The 18640-nt window shown below is 54.7% G+C and carries 16 protein-coding genes; 13 read left to right on the top strand and 3 right to left on the bottom strand.

Annotation, left to right across the window (positions count from 1 at the left end):
- Positions 1-3: 3 nt before the first annotated feature.
- The 5 genes from prfA to kdsA are packed head-to-tail and all read left to right on the top strand — an operon-like array spanning position 4 to position 4010.
- Entirely contained in the window at positions 4-1086 is a 1083-nt protein-coding gene (gene prfA / locus OGW16_RS18400) for a peptide chain release factor 1 (protein ID WP_003020786.1), read from the top strand.
- Positions 1086-1919, top strand: coding sequence for a peptide chain release factor N(5)-glutamine methyltransferase (gene prmC, locus OGW16_RS18395; RefSeq protein ID WP_087050477.1), 834 nt, complete (start codon positions 1086-1088; stop codon positions 1917-1919). Before prfA ends, prmC begins: the two co-directional genes overlap by 1 nt.
- Positions 1916-2308, top strand: coding sequence for an invasion regulator SirB2 (gene sirB2 / locus OGW16_RS18390; RefSeq protein ID WP_043016117.1), 393 nt, complete (start codon positions 1916-1918; stop codon positions 2306-2308). Before prmC ends, sirB2 begins: the two co-directional genes overlap by 4 nt.
- Positions 2309-2310: 2 nt before the next feature.
- A complete protein-coding gene (gene sirB1, locus OGW16_RS18385; protein ID WP_003020775.1) occupies positions 2311-3120 on the top strand; it encodes an invasion regulator SirB1 in 810 nt (269 codons plus the stop codon).
- Between the two features lie 35 nt (positions 3121-3155).
- On the top strand, positions 3156-4010 hold the full coding sequence (gene kdsA, locus OGW16_RS18380; protein WP_003020772.1) for a 3-deoxy-8-phosphooctulonate synthase: 855 nt from the start codon (positions 3156-3158) through the stop codon (positions 4008-4010).
- Positions 4011-4124: 114 nt separating this feature from the next.
- Here kdsA and chaA read toward each other — a convergent pair whose 3' ends face one another.
- Positions 4125-5225: a sodium-potassium/proton antiporter ChaA gene (chaA, locus tag OGW16_RS18375; RefSeq protein ID WP_003020769.1), complete on the bottom strand. Its 1101-nt coding sequence runs from the start codon at positions 5223-5225 to the stop codon at positions 4125-4127.
- Between the two features lie 276 nt (positions 5226-5501).
- On the opposite strand from chaA, the gene chaB reads away from it, so the two are divergent.
- Both chaB and OGW16_RS18365 read left to right on the top strand, forming a co-directional pair.
- Positions 5502-5732: a putative cation transport regulator ChaB gene (gene chaB / locus OGW16_RS18370; protein ID WP_043016118.1), complete on the top strand. Its 231-nt coding sequence runs from the start codon at positions 5502-5504 to the stop codon at positions 5730-5732.
- A 196-nt stretch (positions 5733-5928) separates the two neighbouring features.
- Complete coding sequence (locus OGW16_RS18365; protein WP_060682116.1) at positions 5929-6624, top strand: gamma-glutamylcyclotransferase; 696 nt, start codon at positions 5929-5931, stop codon at positions 6622-6624.
- A gap of 54 nt (positions 6625-6678) precedes the next feature.
- Here the strand turns inward: OGW16_RS18365 and OGW16_RS18360 are convergent, their stop codons facing one another.
- Together OGW16_RS18360 and OGW16_RS18355 are read right to left on the bottom strand one after the other, a co-directional pair.
- A complete protein-coding gene (locus tag OGW16_RS18360) occupies positions 6679-6924 on the bottom strand; it encodes a DUF1883 domain-containing protein (protein ID WP_003020763.1) in 246 nt (81 codons plus the stop codon).
- 262 nt (positions 6925-7186) lie between these two features.
- Positions 7187-7540, bottom strand: a complete 354-nt coding sequence (locus OGW16_RS18355; protein WP_043016119.1) for a DsrE/DsrF/TusD sulfur relay family protein — start codon at positions 7538-7540, stop codon at positions 7187-7189.
- A gap of 73 nt (positions 7541-7613) precedes the next feature.
- On the opposite strand from OGW16_RS18355, the gene nasR reads away from it, so the two are divergent.
- The 6 genes from nasR to OGW16_RS18325 all read left to right on the top strand — a co-directional run bounded on the left by nasR (position 7614) and on the right by OGW16_RS18325 (position 18625).
- The gene (gene nasR, locus OGW16_RS18350; protein WP_213732986.1) at positions 7614-8795 is read left to right on the top strand and encodes a nitrate regulatory protein NasR; all 1182 of its coding nucleotides are present in this window, start codon (positions 7614-7616) and stop codon (positions 8793-8795) included.
- A gap of 223 nt (positions 8796-9018) precedes the next feature.
- The gene (locus tag OGW16_RS18345) at positions 9019-10278 is read left to right on the top strand and encodes a CmpA/NrtA family ABC transporter substrate-binding protein (protein ID WP_047410736.1); all 1260 of its coding nucleotides are present in this window, start codon (positions 9019-9021) and stop codon (positions 10276-10278) included.
- Position 10279: 1 nt separating this feature from the next.
- Positions 10280-11155, top strand: coding sequence for a nitrate ABC transporter permease (gene ntrB, locus OGW16_RS18340; RefSeq protein WP_047410740.1), 876 nt, complete (start codon positions 10280-10282; stop codon positions 11153-11155).
- A 9-nt stretch (positions 11156-11164) separates the two neighbouring features.
- Positions 11165-11953 (top strand): ABC transporter ATP-binding protein, encoded by a 789-nt coding sequence (locus OGW16_RS18335; RefSeq protein ID WP_043016122.1) that lies wholly within the window; start codon positions 11165-11167, stop codon positions 11951-11953.
- A gap of 10 nt (positions 11954-11963) precedes the next feature.
- Positions 11964-16028, top strand: coding sequence for a nitrite reductase large subunit NirB (gene nirB / locus OGW16_RS18330; RefSeq protein WP_286518682.1), 4065 nt, complete (start codon positions 11964-11966; stop codon positions 16026-16028).
- Entirely contained in the window at positions 16025-18625 is a 2601-nt protein-coding gene (locus OGW16_RS18325; RefSeq protein ID WP_286518681.1) for a nitrate reductase, read from the top strand. The genes nirB and OGW16_RS18325 overlap by 4 nt, the downstream gene beginning before the upstream one ends.
- Positions 18626-18640 lie beyond the last annotated feature (15 nt).

The following is an 18640-nucleotide window of genomic DNA, read 5'->3' as shown; positions in this document are numbered from 1 at the left end:
CCTATGAAGCCTTCTATCGTTGCCAAACTGGAAGCCCTGCATGAACGCCATGAAGAAGTTCAGGCGCTGCTCGGTGATGCGGGTACTATCGCAGACCAGGACCGCTTTCGTGCACTGTCGCGTGAATATGCGCAATTAAGCGATGTATCTCGCTGTTTTACGGACTGGCAACAGGTTCAGGAAGATATCGAAACGGCTCAGATGATGCTCGACGATCCTGAAATGCGTGAAATGGCGCAGGATGAACTGCGTGAAGCAAAAGAGAAATGCGAGCAGTTGGAGCAACATCTGCAAGTTCTGCTGTTACCTAAAGATCCCGATGACGAACGTAACGCCTTCCTCGAAGTTCGTGCGGGAACTGGTGGTGATGAAGCCGCACTGTTTGCCGGCGATCTGTTCCGCATGTACAGCCGTTATGCTGAGTCCCGTCGCTGGCGGGTTGAGATCATGAGCGCCAGCGAAGGCGAACATGGCGGGTTTAAAGAGGTCATTGCCAAGATTAGCGGTGAAGGCGTTTACGGGCGACTGAAATTTGAGTCCGGCGGCCATCGCGTTCAGCGCGTACCTGCGACGGAATCACAGGGCCGTATTCACACCTCTGCCTGTACGGTCGCGGTTATGCCGGAATTACCGGATGCCGAACTGCCGGACATCAACCCGGCCGATCTGCGTATTGATACCTTCCGCTCATCAGGCGCAGGGGGTCAGCACGTTAACACCACCGACTCCGCAATTCGTATTACCCACTTGCCAACCGGCATTGTGGTAGAATGCCAGGACGAACGTTCGCAGCACAAAAACAAAGCGAAAGCGATGTCGGTGCTGGGGGCGCGAATTCGTGCCGCCGAAGTGGCAAGACGTCAACAGGCGGAAGCCTCTGAACGACGCAACCTGTTGGGTAGCGGCGATCGCAGCGATCGTAACCGTACCTATAACTTCCCGCAGGGTCGCGTGACCGATCACCGCATTAACCTGACGCTCTACCGTCTGGATGAAGCGATGGAAGGTAAACTGGATATGCTCATTGAGCCGATTGTCCAGGAATACCAGGCCGACCAACTGGCGGCGTTGTCCGAGCAGGATTAATGGATTATCAGCACTGGCTGCGTGAAGCGATAAGCCAATTACAGGCAAGCGAAAGCCCGCGCCGTGACGCCGAGATTTTACTCGAGTCTGTTACCGGTAAGGGTCGCACCTTTATTCTGGCTTTCGGCGAAACGGTGTTAACCGAGGCGCAGCGTCAGCAACTCGACACATTACTGGAACGCCGTCAGCGGGGTGAGCCGGTGGCACATCTTACCGGCGTGCGCGAGTTTTGGTCGCTGCCGCTGTTTGTGTCTGCGGCGACGCTTATCCCTCGTCCGGATACCGAGTGTCTGGTGGAGCAGGCGCTGGCTCGCCTGCCGGCCTCAGCGTGTCGTATTCTCGATTTGGGAACCGGCACGGGCGCCATTGCGCTGGCGCTGGCAAGCGAGCGTCCGGATTGTGCGGTGACGGCGGTCGATCGTATGCCGGATGCCGTGGCGCTGGCCATTCGCAACAAACAGCATCTGGGCATCGACAATGTTTGCGTGCTGCAAAGCAACTGGTTCAGTGCATTGCAGGGACAGCGGTTTGATATGATTGTCAGCAATCCGCCGTATATCGACGAGCAGGATCCTCACCTGGCGCAAGGCGACGTTCGCTTTGAACCGCTGTCGGCACTGGTGGCAGGCGATCAGGGACTGGCGGATATCGTACACATCATTGACCAGTCTCAGCATGTGTTAACGCCCGGGGGCTATCTGATGCTGGAGCATGGCTGGCAGCAGGGACAGGCAGTCCGCGACGCCTTTACTCGGGCGGGTTATCAGGCGGTTGAAACCTGCCGTGACTATGGCGGCAACGAGCGAATTACGCTTGGACGCATCCCATCATGAATACTTTCAGTGTGTTACTCAACGTCCATCTCATCAGCATTGCGCTTTCTGTTGGTCTGCTGACGCTGCGTTTTTGGTGGCGTTACACCGACTCGCGTCTTGCCTGCGCGCGCTGGACGCGCGTTGTGCCGCCGGTTGTGGATACCGTTTTATTACTCAGCGGCGTGGCGTTAATGGTTAAAGCGCACATCCTGCCATTCACTGAGCACGGGACATGGCTGACTGAAAAGCTGTTTGGGGTTATCATTTACATCGTTTTGGGTTTTATTGCGCTCGATTATCGTCGGGCGCGCAGTCAGCAGGCGCGATTAATCGCATTTCCGCTGGCGCTGGTGGTGCTGTACATCATCATTAAACTCGCCACCACAAAAATACCGTTACTGGGGTAAGCATGAGGTCGTTAGCTGATTTCGAATTTAATAAAGCGCCATTGTGTGATGGGATGATCCTGGCGTCGGAGTCTATCCGTCTGGATTTTCCAACACAAACTGTCTATGACGAACTGGAACGTCTGGTCAGTCTGGCGCAAGAAGAAATTAGCCAGCTCCTGTCTCAGGATGAGCAACTGGAAAAACTGCTGGCACTTTTTTATGGCGAATGGGGGTTTACGGATACCCACGGCGTCTATCGTCTTTCTGATGCATTATGGCTTGATCAGGTACTGAAAAATCGTCAGGGCAGCGCCGTGTCGTTGGGGGCGATCTTATTGTGGATTGCCAACCGGCTGGAACTGCCGCTGGTGCCGGTGATTTTCCCGACACAACTTATCCTGCGTATCGAATCGCTCGATGGCGAAATGTGGCTAATCAATCCGTTCAATGGCGAAACGTTGAATGAGCACACGCTGGAAGTATGGCTGAAGGGGAATATCAGCCCGGTCGCGGAGTTGTTTAACGAAGACCTGGATGAGGCGGATAATGCAGAAGTCATCCGCAAGCTGCTCGACACGCTGAAATCATCGCTGATGGAAGAGCGGCAAATGGAGCTGGCGCTGCGTGCCAGCGAAGCACTATTACAGTTTAATCCCGAAGATCCGTATGAAATACGCGATCGCGGATTGATATACGCGCAGCTCGAGTGTGAACATGTTGCGCTGACCGACTTAAGTTATTTCGTTGAACAGTGTCCGGAAGACCCGATCAGCGAAATGATTCGTGCGCAGATTAATACTATTTCGCACAAGCAAATTGTATTGCATTGATTAATGACACTTTACCTACCGTTTAAGGCGATCCTATGAAACAAAAAGTGGTTAGCATTGGCGACATCAACGTGGCAAATGACCTGCCGTTCGTGCTGTTTGGCGGAATGAACGTGCTGGAATCCCGCGATCTGGCGATGCGCATTTGTGAGCACTACGTAACCGTTACTCAAAAGCTGGGTATCCCTTACGTGTTCAAAGCCTCCTTTGATAAAGCCAACCGTTCTTCCATCCACTCTTACCGTGGACCGGGCCTTGAAGAAGGGATGAAAATCTTCCAGGAACTGAAGCAGACTTTTGGCGTAAAAGTGATCACCGACGTTCACGAAGCCAGCCAGGCACAGCCTGTTGCTGACGTGGTGGATGTGATTCAACTGCCGGCATTCCTCGCTCGTCAAACCGATCTGGTGGAAGCGATGGCGAAAACCGGTGCCGTTATCAACGTGAAGAAACCGCAGTTCGTAAGCCCGGGCCAGATGGGTAATATCGTGGATAAATTCCATGAGGGCGGTAACGATAAAGTTATTCTGTGCGACCGTGGTGCGAACTTTGGTTATGACAATCTGGTTGTGGACATGCTTGGCTTCAGCGTGATGAAGAAAGTCTCCGGCAATTCACCGGTGATTTTTGACGTCACCCATGCGCTGCAGTGCCGCGACCCGTTTGGCGCAGCAAGCGGTGGTCGTCGCGCGCAGGTTACCGAACTGGCGCGTGCCGGTATGGCGGTAGGCCTGGCAGGTCTGTTTATTGAAGCGCATCCGGATCCAGCCAATGCGAAATGCGATGGCCCATCCGCACTGCCGCTGGCGAAGCTGGAACAGTTCCTGACGCAGATTAAAGCGATTGATGACCTGGTGAAAAGCTTCGACGAGCTGGATACCGAGAACTAAGTCTGGTTTGACCGCCCGAGAGCCCAACGCTTATCGGGCCGACAAAACCGTAAGAAATGAAGTGAAACATACTCCAGGCCGGATAAGACGCATTGCGTCGTATCCGGCTTTTTTTCAGGCAAATATCGTCATCAGATAGGCGATAAACAGCGCCAGATGCGCCGCGCCGTTAAGCACGTTGGTGCGTCCGGTAGAGAAAGAGATATGACACAGTACCAGCGATGAAACCATCACAATCATCTCTGGCGCGCCCAGCGCAAAGACCAAATCATTCCCGGTTGCCCATGCGATCAGCGTTACGACCGGAACGGTCAGTGAAATGGTGGCTAACACCGAACCGAAGAACAAATTCATCGCCCGCTGAACCTGATTACTCAGAACCGCTTTCAGCGCGCCCAGACCCTCAGGAGAGAGGATCAGCAATGCGACCAGGAAACCGGTAAATGCCACTGGGGCATTCAGTTCAGTCAGCAATGTCTCCAGCGGGCTGGCGTTCATCTTGGTCACGGCGATTACAGCGATCAGATGAATGATAAGCCAGGCGGCGTGCCACATATTGCTGTGGGCTGACGGTTTACCGTGATGCGGGTCATCGTCGTCACCCTCGTCTTCATGCTCGTAAATGAACAGGCTCTGGTGGGTTTTAGTTTGTATCAGCAAAAACACGCCGTACATCGCCGCAGAAATTAATGCCACCAGCAGCGCCTGCGCGGTAGTGAAATTCGCTCCCGGTAAAGCCATTGGGAACACCAGTACAATAATGGCCAGCGGGAACAGGGCGATTAAATACTGCTTAATACCAAACAGGTTCATATACTGAGTGGCAAATTTACGACCACCTAACAGTAAAGAAAAACCGACCAGACCGCCGGTTACGATCATTATGATTGAATATAGCGTATCGCGCATGAGCGTAGGCGCAGCATCGCCAGTCGCCATTAATGCGGAGATTAAGCTGACTTCAAGAATAACAACGGACAGGCTGAGGATCAGCGACCCGTAGGGTTCGCCAAGTCGATGCGCTAATACATCCGCATGACGGACAACGCTAAATGCGCTGCTTAATATACCAATAAGGGCCAGCGCATTGATACCGATGACCACTGGTAGTGACTGACTGCTCCCCCAGAAGAACAGTACTACCAGCGCCAAAATCGGGAAGACGAGAGAGGTCTCCTTGTGGCGGGTTTTTACCGCCTCATGTACTTGTGTCATTGAACTAATTTCTCCATCTCTGCAGGTATTTATAATTATAAAAAGTATTAAAGAATGTAAAAAATAACAGAAAACCTGGTTTTGTAGGTGACATTTTACGAAATTTTACTACATCGCTTATTTTTCCTCTCAAAGCGGTCAAAAACAAATTCTTTGTTTATAGACTGTTTAATTAACAGAAGGTTAGATGAAGAAAGTTTCTAAAAATGTCTTTTGTTGGCGTATCGCCGCATTGTTAACCACACTTAAGGTTTAGCCTAAAAAGAGGAGTTCACAATGCCGTATAAATCTAAAAGCGATCTGCCTGACAGCGTGCAGCATGTTCTGCCAGCCCATGCTCAGGACATCTACAAAGAAGCTTTCAACAGCGCCTGGGAACAGTATAAAGATAAATCTGACCGTCGTGATGATGCCACCCGCGAAGAGACGGCGCACAAGGTGGCGTGGGCCGCGGTCAAAAATGATTATCAAAAAGGTGATGATGATAAATGGCATAAAAAGACGTAACAGTATCAATTATAATGCTTTTATGAACTAGCCAGCATCAGGCGTTAGCGAATCGTGCTACGCCGCGCCGTTGCTGGCTTGCAAGCGAGCGGTGAATTGCCTATTGTCCAGCTATTGGTTTCAAAATGAGCAGTAAAAAAGCCCGGAAGGCGTCAAAAAAGTTGTCGCAGGGAAGCTGCAGTGGCGGAGGTGTAAGGTGTTAACGCGTGATTTTTTATTGAATGCCGACTGTAAGACGGCATTTGGTGCTATTGAAGAATCACTACTCTGGTCAGCGGAACAACGTGCAGCCTCACTGGCCGCCACGCTCGCTTGCCGACCAGATGATGGACCGGTGTGGATCTTTGGTTATGGATCGTTGATGTGGAACCCGGCCTTAGAGTTTGAAGAGTCCTGTACCGGGACGTTAGTCGGCTGGCACCGTGCTTTCTGTCTGCGCCTGACGGCGGGGCGAGGAACGGCGTGTCAGCCAGGACGTATGCTGGCCCTGAAAGAAGGAGGACGCACCACCGGTGTGGCCTACCGCTTGCCGGAGGCATCCCTGGAACAAGAGCTTTCGCTGCTGTGGAAGCGAGAAATGATCACCGGCTGTTATCTGCCGACCTGGTGTCAGTTGGCGCTGGATGATGGCAGGACGGTGAACGCGCTGGTCTTTATTATGGATCCGCGTCACCCGCTGTTTGAGTCAGACACGCGTGCGCAGGTGATCGCGCCGCTGATTGCCGCCGCCAGTGGACCTTTAGGCACTAACGCCCAGTATCTGTTCTCGCTGGAACAAGAGCTGGTTAAGTTAGGGATGCAGGATGATTGTCTTAACGATTTGGTGATCACGGTCAAACGATTGTTGGGAGAGAACCTGCCAGAAGGCGTTATGCGACCAGGGTTTGCCTGACTCCAGCCTGGAACTGTATGCCCGAAAGCCAGACGCTCTTCGGGCATTTAACCCTTAGGCTGCAATATAACTTATCGAATGCTCGAGCGACTGGCTGTGGCTGTCGATCAGCACATTCCAGATGCCGGTATAGGGCACGGTCAACCATGCGTTATCACGATCCTGCACGCTTAAAATATCGGACTGCGTGTCTTTGACGTGATTTTTCTCGCTCATCAGATGGATATGACAGCGCTCAGAACAGCGCACCACCACCGTATCGCCACCAAATAACTTTAAACTCGCCTTCACTAATGCCATTTTTCACCCCGTTCTTGAAAACAACGTACTTTCTGTCGAAAGTGCTGCGTGATGTTGTTCACATTTCACTCATGGCATAACACCAAAGGGTGAGCCACAGGATGCTGATTTTGATCAAAAAATGGCATAACGATTAAACAAAAGTGACAAAATCCCTCAAAAGGGTTGAAAGGGCGTGCTAACGTTCAACGAAACCGCGCCCATCTACGATTAAATCCGGAAATTATCGACACTTTCAGTGTGCTTGCCTGAAAGCGGTGTATCAGAAGGTTAGCACTTTATCTGCAGCCAACGTCCATTGAGCCAGTTCTACCAGCGTACCGACGGCGACTCCGTCGATTAACGGCAGCTCCGTTATGCCTCGGCCATCGGTGCAGGTTTTGCACAGTTTTACCGGCACATTTTGCGCCGTCAGAATCTCCAGCATTTGCTGAATATTGTATCCTTCCGCTGGTTTCTGTCCTCGTAATCCCGCGGTTACCGCGTCCGACATTAAAAACAGGCGCAGGTCGAGATCCGATTCTTGTTCGCGCAGGGCGATAGCCAGTCGCAGGCTGTTAAATAAGGATTCACTTCCATAGGCCGCACCGTTCGCGACGATCACTATCTTTTGCATTTTTACTCCTGTTGTCAGGGGGGCATGGATATTGCTTGTCCTCAGGGATAACCCGTTATCGGTGAGGGCAGAGATGATGACAAATGCACAAAATTCCGGCGCGACGCAATGGTTTCGCCATGCCCGCCAGCTTGAGAACACCCAGCTTCGCCAACTGGCGCAGTCCGGTAAGCTGGTGATACGCATCAGCCATCTGGTGCATATGCTACAGTGCGAACGCGGTGCATCCAATATCTGGTTGTGTTCTCAAGGTACGCTTTATGATCGGGAGGTCCGTGCCAGTCGGGCGCTGGTAGATGAGGAGTGTCGGCAACTGCATATCCTTTTCCAGCACATTATGCCGGTGGCGGGCAGTGCGTTGTGTCACCGCATTGCTGGCACCGTCTGGTGTCTCGATCAGCTAACGACGCTGCGTGAGTCTGTCAGCGGACAGATTGTCGATGCGCAGCAGGCGATGGAGCATTATAGCCGGATGTTACGCCATCTGCTGGGTATTGTACCGCAGCTTAACGACAGCATCGATTATCCCCATGTCGCAGGTGGACTGGTAGCGCTGTACAGTTTTATGCAGGGTAAAGAACTGGTGGGGCAAGAGCGGGCATTAGGGGCCATTGGCTTTACCCAGGGCGAGTTTAATCCTCCGATGCGCCAGGAGCTGGTGGACAGAATCGACGGGCAGCAGCTGTGCTTTGACACCTTTATCTCCCTGGCTTCACCTGTGCTGGTGCAGCATTTTCGCCAGCAATGCGAGGCATCGGGCGAGATCGAACAACTGCGACGCCAGGCCTGTACGCGACAACCCCAACTCGATAACGGTGAAAGCGCGCTACGCTGGTTTACCCTACAGACGCAGCGCCTTGAACAATTACGCCATCTCGAAGAGATGCTGATTACCGAATTGCTGAACGCCGTGGCGCGGCGGCTGGCAGAAGAAACCTCCGCCTTGCCGCTCGACAACTGGCTTGATGACCGTGCTGAGGAACCCCTTTCGTTACGTCGGGATAAACAATTATTGTGGGTTGTTCGCCAGCAGGCTCGCCAGCTGGAACAGATGAGCGCCCAGTTGGCCTCATTGCAGGACGCCTTAGAGGAGCGCAAGGTGATTGATAAAGCAAAAAGCATCCTGATGAATCACCAGCAGGTCAGCGAAGAACAGGCGTGGCAGCTATTGCGAAAAATGGCGATGGATAAAAACCAACGGATGGTGGATATCGCCCGGGCACTGCTTACCGTCAAATCCCTGATGCAGGGATAGCAGTTGCACAACGGGCGGGCAGCGGCTGCCATATTTGGGTGCACCACGGCGTCTGCTACGCGTTGAACCCGCTAAAACTGTCAGTGTAATTCTGGCATCTGAATTGCATTCACTCATACAGACAATTTAGCAGCAGGCCAACGGCGGTCTGACTGTTTTTGAGGATAAAGGCGTCCTGCAATGCTTTGGCATTGTTGGACGCCTTTTTTTATGGGGAGCATGTATGGGTGACAGAACAGTTTCGTTAACGCGGCGGCGGTTTTTGCAGGCAAGTGCCGTGATGGGGGCTAGTTCCCTGATTCCAGGACTGATGTCCTCGGTCTGGGCGGCAGGCTCTGATGCGCCGGAGATCACTACCGTTCGGGTCGGTTTTATTCCGCTAACCGACTGCGCGCCGCTGGTTATCGCCGCGTTGAAAGGTTTTGATAAAAAATACGGCATTACGCTGGTGCCGACCAAAGAGGCAAGCTGGGCCGCAGTGCGTGACAAACTGGTCTCTGGAGAGCTGGATGCGGCGCATGTTCTGTACGGCCTGTTGTATGGACTGGAACTGGGGATTGCCAGTAAAGCGCAGCCAATGGCCAATCTGATGACGCTCAATCAGAACGGGCAGGCGATCACGCTCTCCGCAACGCTGCTGGAGCAGGGGATTACCGATGCGTCTGCGCTGAAGAAACTGATCGTCTCGCAGGCGCCTGGAACCTATACCTTCGCGCATACCTTTCCCACCGGCACACATGCCATGTGGCTCTATTACTGGCTGGCCAGCGCTGACATCAATCCTTTCACCGATGTTCGCACCGTCGTGGTACCGCCTCCGCAAATGGTGATGAACATGCGCATTGGCAATATGAGCGGATTCTGCGTCGGCGAGCCGTGGAATGCGCGGGCGATCAACGACCGCATCGGTTTTACCGCGGCGACGTCTCAGGAAATCTGGCCCGACCATCCGGAAAAAGTACTCGGTACGCGCCGGGAGTGGGTAGAAAAATATCCACATACTGCCCGGGCGCTGGTTAGCGCGCTGCTTGAAGCGTCGCGCTGGATAGATGCCAGTGACGCCAACAAACGCGAAACAGCACAAATTCTGGCGCGCCGGGCCTGGCTCAATACCAAAGAAAGCTATCTGACGGGAAGAATGCTGGGTGAGTACGACAACGGGGCAGGTCGTCGCTGGCAGGATCCGCATGCCATACGCTTTTTTCGCGACGGCGAGGTGAGTTTTCCATGGCATTCCGATGGCATGTGGTTTCTGACCCAGTTCCGCCGTTGGGGATTGTTAAAGCAACAACCGGATTATGCAGCCATTGCCGCGCGCATCAACCGGACCGATATCTGGCGCGATGCGGCAGCTGCGGTTGGTGGGATAACACCGCCTGCGCAATTGTTACGTACCAGTACGCTGATGGACGGTTCCGTATGGGATGGCCGCAATCCAGAAGCCTATGCCAACAGTTTTACCCTCCACCGTACAGGAGCCTGAGATGAAACAAAATACGCAGCTTAAATCCCCTGAACCGGCAGTTGGTGAAGTCATAACGCTATCAACGATGAAGGTCAGAAAGCGCAAAATGCCGTGGTCATTATGGTTAAACGCATGGCTCAGGCGAGCCGTACCCGCTCTGCTGGGGATTGCCTTGCTGGTGGTGTGCTGGCAACTGGCCGCTATCAACAGCAAAGGATTTCCTACGCCGCTGAGCACTCTGGATTCAGCCCTGACGCTGTTTGCCGATCCGTTCTATAACGGCGGGCCGAATGATATGGGGATCGGCTGGAACGTGCTGGCGTCGTTGCAACGGGTTGCGATCGGTTTCGGATTAGCGGCGCTGGTGGGGATCCCGCTGGGATTTCTGATTGGGCGTTATACCTTCTTCTCGCACATGTTTTCGCCGCTGATTGCGCTGTTGCGCCCGGTCAGCCCGCTGGCCTGGCTGCCGATTGGACTGCTGTTGTTTCAAAAAGCGGAACCCGCATCGAGCTGGACCATCTTTATCTGTTCTATATGGCCGATGGTGATCAACACCGCCGAAGGGGTGCGGAGAATTCCTGACGATTATCTCAACGTTGCTCGCGTACTGCAGCTCTCAGAGTGGACGGTGATGCGACGGATACTTTTCCCCGCCGTGCTGCCGGCGATCCTCACTGGCATACGCCTGTCTATCGGCATCGCCTGGTTGGTGATTGTGGCAGCCGAAATGCTCACCGGCGGGTTGGGGATTGGTTTTTGGATCTGGAATGAGTGGAACAACCTTAACGTCGAAAACATTCTCATCGCTATCGTCATCATCGGCGTTGTAGGCCTGCTGCTTGAGCAGGGGCTAATGCTGGTGGCACGTCGGTTTAGCTGGCAGGAAAAATAAGGAGACAACATGAAACCCATTATTCAGATCCAGGCGGTCAGCCAGCGTTTCTCGACCGCCAGCGGTGAGTTCCTCGCGCTCCACAATGTCTCTTTTGATATCCATGAAGGGGAGACCGTCAGTTTGATTGGACACTCCGGTTGCGGCAAGTCGACGCTTTTGAATCTGATTGCCGGCATTACGCTGCCTACGGAAGGAGGCCTGATTTGTGATAATCGCGAAATTGCCGGGCCTGGGCCTGAGCGGGCGGTCGTTTTCCAGAATCATTCGCTGCTGCCGTGGCTGACCTGCTTCGACAATGTAGCCCTGGCCGTCGATCAGGTTTTCCGCCACACCATGAGCAAAGCCGAACGACGCGAGTGGATCGAGCACAACCTGCATCGCGTCCAGATGGGCCACGCGATGCATAAACACCCCGGTGAAGTCTCTGGTGGGATGAAGCAGCGCGTGGGTATTGCCCGGGCGCTGGCGATGAAACCCAAAGTCCTGCTCATGGATGAACCGTTTGGCGCACTGGATGCGCTCACCAGGGCGCATCTGCAGGATACGGTGATGCACATTCAACAGTCGCTGAACACCACCATTGTGCTGATCACTCACGACGTTGATGAAGCCGTGCTGCTTTCCGACCGGGTTCTGATGATGACCAACGGGCCGGCGGCGACGGTAGGCGAGATCCTGACGGTTGATTTGCCGCGCCCACGCAATCGGGTCCAGCTCGCCGATGACAGCCGATACCATCAACTACGACAACGCATTCTCCATTTTCTGTATGAGAAACAGCCGAAGGCGGCGTAAGGAGGGTGATATGACGCGACTGGTCATTGTAGGTCATGGCATGGCGGCAACTCGCCTGATTGAGGCGCTTATTACGTACAGGGATTGCAACATTGCCATCACCGTTATCGGTGAAGAGCCGCAGCTTGCTTACAACCGGATCCAACTTTCACCGGTACTGGGGGGAGAAAAGGCCTTTGCGCAAACCTTACTTCACCCGGCGCAGTGGTATCTCGACCACGGCGTGACGGTGCTAAGCGGTGAAACCGTGCTGACTGTTGATGCCGCCAGCCACAGCCTGACCACGACAAAACGGCTTATGTTCTGGGATGAGCTGGTATTTGCCACCGGGTCGTATCCGTTTATTCCGCCCATTCCCGGCGGTAAACAGCCACATGTTCATGCTTTTCGCTCGATGCAGGATGTTGAGGCGATTCTCCAGCGGTCTGGTCCAAAGGTGGTGCTGGGCGGTGGCGTTCTTGGCATAGAGGCGGCGGCAGCATTACACCTTAATGGTGACAACGTCACGTTAATTCATCGCACGGGTAGGCTGATGGAACAACAGCTTGATCAACTGGCCAGCGACCTGTTGCAGGCTCAACTGACGAGTCGTGGCATTCGCTGTGAACTTGGTTCAGGCATCACCAGTATCGAAGCCGACAGCGTCACGTTGCTGGATGGCCAGCGGATTGCGGCGAATGGCGTGGTGATTGCCACGGGGGTAAAACCCAATATCCGCCTGGCGCAGGCGTGCGGCGTAGTTTGTCAGCAGGGGATCGTGGTGGATGATCAACTTCGCACCTCAACGCCCAACATTAGCGCTGTCGGGGAATGCTGCGAGATTAACGGCCAGACGTGGGGGCTGGTCGCGCCGTGTCTGAAGCAGGCAGAGGTGTTGGCTGCGCGACTGGCGGGTTTTACCGGTGCCGGATTTGGCTGGCAGTCGAGCGGAACGCGTCTCAAGGTGACGGGCATTGATCTGTTTAGTGCAGGTGTAACAGACGCGACGGCGACGGATGCCATCCTGAGTACATACGATCCGCTTAGTGGGCACTACCGCCGCTTGCTGACGTGTGACGGAAAACTCCATGGCGTGCTGCTGATGGGCGATTGCCGCAGCGCCGCGCCGTTAACCGATTTGCTGGCCCAGGGGGCGACAGCACAATCAGACTGGCTCTTCGACCGCTTTGATACGCAGCCATCGGCTGCAGGACAGATGACGATGACAAAACCGACGCTGGCTGTTGTGGGACACGGTATGGTTGGCCACCATTTTCTCGAGCAATGCGTAAGCCGTAATCTGCATTTGCATTATCACATCGTGGTGTTTGGCGAGGAACGTTATGCCGCCTATGACCGGGTGCATCTGTCTGAGTATTTCGCCGGGCGCAGCGCGCAATCACTTTCGCTTGTCGCAGATGATTTCTTTGCCCGCAATGGCATCGAGCTACGTTTGGGGCAATGCGTGACCGGGATCGATCGTGAAACGCGCGTCATCCGTAACGCCGACGGACATGAAACCCACTGGGATGCGCTGGTGCTTGCCACCGGATCGTATCCGTTTGTCCCTCCCGTGAAAGGTGGGGATTCTCCATCCTGCTTTGTTTATCGTACGTTGGACGATCTGGATGCCATTGCAGCGAAAGCGAAAAGTGCGCGCCGCGGGGTGGTTATCGGCGGAGGCCTGCTTGGTCTGGAGGCGGCGAACGCGCTGCGTCAGCTTGGGCTGGAAACGCATGTCGTTGAATTTGCGGCTAATCTGATGGCGGTACAACTGGATAACGCCGGTGCTGCGATGCTGCGAGAAAAGATAGAAGCGCTGGGCGTTGGCGTCCACACCGCGAAATCGACCACGGAAATTGAAAGCACTTCTGACGGGCTGGTACTGCACTTTGCCGATGGCGAAAAGCTGGAAACTGAAATGGTGGTCTTTTCTGCGGGGATTCGTCCGCAGGATGCGCTGGCGCGTCGTAGCGGATTAAATATTGGCGAACGCGGTGGGATTTGTATCGATAACCACTGTCGCACGTCAGATGACGCCATTTTTGCAATCGGCGAATGTGCGCTGTGGGAAGGGCGAGTCTTTGGCCTTGTCGCGCCGGGGTATCAAATGGCGCGGGTGGTCGCCGCACAGCTGGCCGGAGACGATGTCAGCTTTAGCGGCGCGGATATGAGTACCAAACTCAAGCTGCTGGGCGTCGATGTCGCTTCTTTTGGCGATGCGCATGCCCGTACGCCGGGCGCGAAAAGTTACCAATGGACGCATGGTCCCGAGCAGATCTACAAAAAAATCGTCGTCAGCGCGGAGGGCAAAACGCTGTTGGGTGGGGTGTTGGTTGGCGATGCTGGCGATTACGCCACGCTACTTCAAATGATGCTCAATGGGATGCCGCTTCCCGGTCAGCCGGAATCGCTGATCCTGCCCTCGCTGGCGGGCGGTGCGTCGAAAGCGCTTGGGGTTGCGGCATTGCCCGATACTGCGCAAATCTGCTCTTGTCATAACGTCAGTAAGGCCGATATATGTCAGGCGGTGAGCGCTGGCGCGACGGACATGGGCGCCATCAAGCAGTGCACGAAGGCTGCGACTGGATGTGGCGGATGCAGCGCGCTGGTTAAACAGGTGATGGAGCACCAACTTGCGGCCCAGGGCGTTGAGGTTAAAAAGGATATCTGTGAACACTTTCCCTGGTCGCGCCAGGAGATTTATCACCTGGTACGGGTGAACCATATTCATACTTTCGAACAGTTGATTAGCCGTTACGGTCATGGTCACGGCTGCGAAATCTGCAAACCTCTGGTGGGGTCAGTGCTGGCGTCCTGCTGGAATGAGTATCTGCTTAAACCTGCGCACTTACCGTTGCAGGACACTAACGATCGCTATTTTGCCAATATTCAAAAAGACGGTTCCTATTCCGTGGTTCCACGTATGCCTGCGGGAGAGGTCACACCAGACGGCCTGATCGCTATAGGCCAGATTGCGAAACGTTTCCAGCTGTACAGCAAAATCACCGGCGGGCAGCGGGTGGATCTTTTCGGTGCGCGTCTGGAGCAGTTACCAGATATCTGGCGCGAGCTGGTGGCGGCGGGGTTTGAAACAGGGCATGCGTACGGGAAGTCGTTGCGTACAGTGAAGTCCTGCGTGGGCTCAACCTGGTGTCGCTACGGCGTACAGGACTCAACGGCAATGGCGTTGATACTCGAAAATCGCTACAAAGGGCTGCGCGCGCCACACAAAATTAAAATGGCGGTTTCCGGTTGTACCCGGGAATGCGCCGAGGCGCAGGGCAAAGATGTCGGCGTCATTGCGACGGATAAAGGCTGGAATCTCTATCTGTGCGGCAACGGAGGAATGAAACCGCGCCATGCCTGTCTGTTTGCCAGTGATTTGGATGATGCCGCGCTGCTGAGTACCATCGACCGTTTCTTGATGTTCTACATTCGCACCGCCGATCGTCTGCAACGTACCAGCACCTGGATGGATAACCTGGAAGGCGGTATTGAATATTTACGTGAGGTGATCCTTGACGACAGTTTAGGTATTGCCAGCGAACTGGAACAAGAGATGGCGCGGGTTGTGGAAAGTTATCAGTGTGAATGGCAAACCACGCTCAGCAGCCCGCAGCGCCTGGCGCTGTTTCGTTCTTACATCAATAGTGATGAGCCGGATGAGACGATTGCACGCGCGCCTTTGCGCGGGCAGCCGCAGTTGGCGGCATCTGCATCCAGAGGTCGGGAGTTATTACCGACAAAACCCTGGCAGGAGATATGCGCCCTTGATGCGATCCCTGAGCAGGCGGGTATTGGTGCACGCCTGGGAGACGTACAAATCGCGTTATTTCGCTTTGGGCAGACGATTTATGCCCTTGATAACCTTGAACCCGGTAGTTCTGCTCAGGTGTTATCACGCGGTATTCTGGGGGACGTGCAGGGTGAGCCGATTGTTATCTCGCCGCTGTATAAACAACGTATTCGTCTGCGCGATGGCCGCCAGTATGACAGCGGAGAACAGGCGGTACGCGCCTGGCCGGTGAAAGTGGAGGCTGGAAAAGTGTGGGTGGGAACTCAGGCGCTGATCCTGCGGGCGGAGGCATCATGAGTGAGACTCGTACAACGTGCCCGTACTGTGGCGTTGGCTGCGGCGTAATTGCGCAGGTGGACAACAATGGTGTCACCGTCAGAGGCGACCCCGAACATCCGGCAAACTTTGGCCGCTTGTGCGTCAAAGGCGCGGCGCTGGCTGAAACCACAGGACTCAGCGGCAGGTTGTTGCAGCCAATGGTGGATGGCGCAACGGCAAGCTGGTCGCAGGCGCTGGATACCGCCGGTGAACGCCTGCGCGCTATCATTGCTCAGCATGGTCCGCATGCCGTGGCCTTTTATGCCTCCGGGCAACTGCTGACGGAGGATTACTATGCGGCGAATAAGCTGATGAAAGGTTTCATTGGCGCGGCCAACATTGATACCAATTCGCGGCTTTGTATGTCGTCTGCGGTGACCGGGTACAAGCGGGCGTTGGGGGCGGATGTGGTGCCCTGCAGCTATGAGGATATCGAATGCAGCGATTTGGTGGTGTTGGTGGGATCGAATGCGGCATGGACGCATCCGGTGCTGTATCAGCGTCTGGTACAGGCGCGTAGTGCCAATCCGTCGATGAAGGTTGTGGTTATCGATCCTCGTCGCACCGCCACCTGTGATATCGCCGATCTGCATCTTTCCCTGCTGCCCGGTAGCGATGCCGGACTGTTTGTTGGCTTACTGAACCGGATTGTGGCTGAGGGTGATGCGCGGGGTGAATTTGATGACGCTGCAGAAACGTTTGCTATCGCCCGCGACTGGAATCTGGAGCGTGTCGCGCAATTTTGCGGGCTGGATGTTGCTGATGTTGTCACCTTCTATGACTGGTTTACGCGCGCGTCAACAGCCATCACGCTTTACACCATGGGCATTAACCAGTCCGCCAGCGGTAGCGACAAATGCAATGCGATTATCAATGTACATCTGGCCAGCGGTAAATTTGGACGGGAGGGGTGCGGCCCATTTTCGCTGACCGGACAACCCAATGCGATGGGCGGACGGGAGGTTGGCGGGCTGGCGACCCAACTGGCGGCGCATATGAATTTTGAACCTCAGGATCTTGCCCGCCTGGCCCGTTTCTGGGGCACCGAAAGGCTGGCGCAGACGCCAGGGTTGATGGCGGTAGATCTGTTTGAGGCGATCGGTAAAGGCGATGTCAAAGCGGTATGGATCATGGGGACTAACCCGGCGGTGTCACTACCGGACAGCCATGCAGTGTGCCAGGCGCTGGCCGCCTGTCCACTGGTGATTGTCTCCGAAGTCGTGGCTGACACGGATACCAGCCGCTATGCGCATATCCGGTTTCCGGCGCAGGCCTGGGGGGAGAAAAACGGTACGGTGACCAACTCAGAACGTCGGATCTCGCGCCAGCGTGCATTTTTAACTGCGCCGGGTGAGACGCGGCCAGACTGGTGGATTGTCGCGCAAATGGCGAAACAGTTGGGATTTGCCCAGGCGTTTGGCTGGCAAAGCGCCTGGGAGGTATTTTGTGAACATGCGGCGCTTTCTGGTTATGAAAACAGAGGTGAACGTGCATTTGATATTGGCGCGTTAGCTGAGCTGACGCACCAACAGTGGGATGAGATGACGCCGGTTCGCTGGCCGGTGAGCACAGGCTCATCAACGCTTAATCTTTGGCAGGGGTGGCGTGGTAACCAACGTTTACGCCTGGTCGCTGTTGCGCCGCAGGGGATGAAAACCACCTGCGATGCCCTCTATCCATTGGTGTTAAATAGTGGTCGCATTCGCGATCAGTGGCACACCATGACGCGCACGGGGACAATTTCACGCCTGATGCAGCATATCAATGAGCCGCTTGTAGAAATTGCACCTGAAGATGCTGGTCGCTTCAAACTTAATGAAGGTGCGCTATGCCGGGTGAATTCCCCGCGCGGCGTGATGGTCGGTAGAGTAACCATCCACCCTGGACAGAGGCCGGGGTGCGTCTTCACCTCAATGCATTGGAATAACCGTTTTGCCCGTCAGGGGCGAGTAAATGCATTGGTTTCCCCGGTTTGCGATCCTGACTCTGGACAGCCGGAAAGCAAACAGACTGCGGTGCGCATTATGGCGTGGCAGCCCCGGTGGCAGGGAGAGCTGTTTTGCCGCTCTACGCTGACGTTGCCGGGATTCGTCCACTGGTGGCGTAAAAGTGCTGACAATGCGTTGCGCTATACCCTTGCGGGTGACAGCGATATTTTCGTCTGGCTACAACAATATTGTGTGGCGCAGGGCTGGCAACTTCAACTGGCGCAATGGGAACGGGGGCTGAATCTGCTGGCCTGGCATGATGGCAACCTGATGCTCGGGTTCTGGTCAGCAGCAACGCCGCCGCAGATTGATGATGAGGCGATCCTCTGCGCATTCATGCAAAAGCCGGAAAATGCTCAGGCTCGTCATGCGCTGTTGGGCGGGAAATCCGGAGGAATTCCGGCTGATAAGGGAGTGACTATTTGCAGTTGTTTTAACGTAGGAGAAAAAGCCATTACCCAGGCTATCGCTAACGGTTGTGATACGGTTCAGGCACTGGGACAGGCATTACGTTGTGGAAGCAATTGCGGCTCATGTATTCCGGAACTGAAGGCATTACTGGCACAAAAAATCACACTCAATGATTAAGGATATTCCTGAAAA

The organism is Citrobacter sp. Ce104, assembly GCF_030334595.1.
GTDB classification, from domain to species: domain Bacteria; phylum Pseudomonadota; class Gammaproteobacteria; order Enterobacterales; family Enterobacteriaceae; genus Citrobacter; species Citrobacter europaeus.
This window is presented reverse-complemented; position numbering and strand designations above follow the sequence as displayed.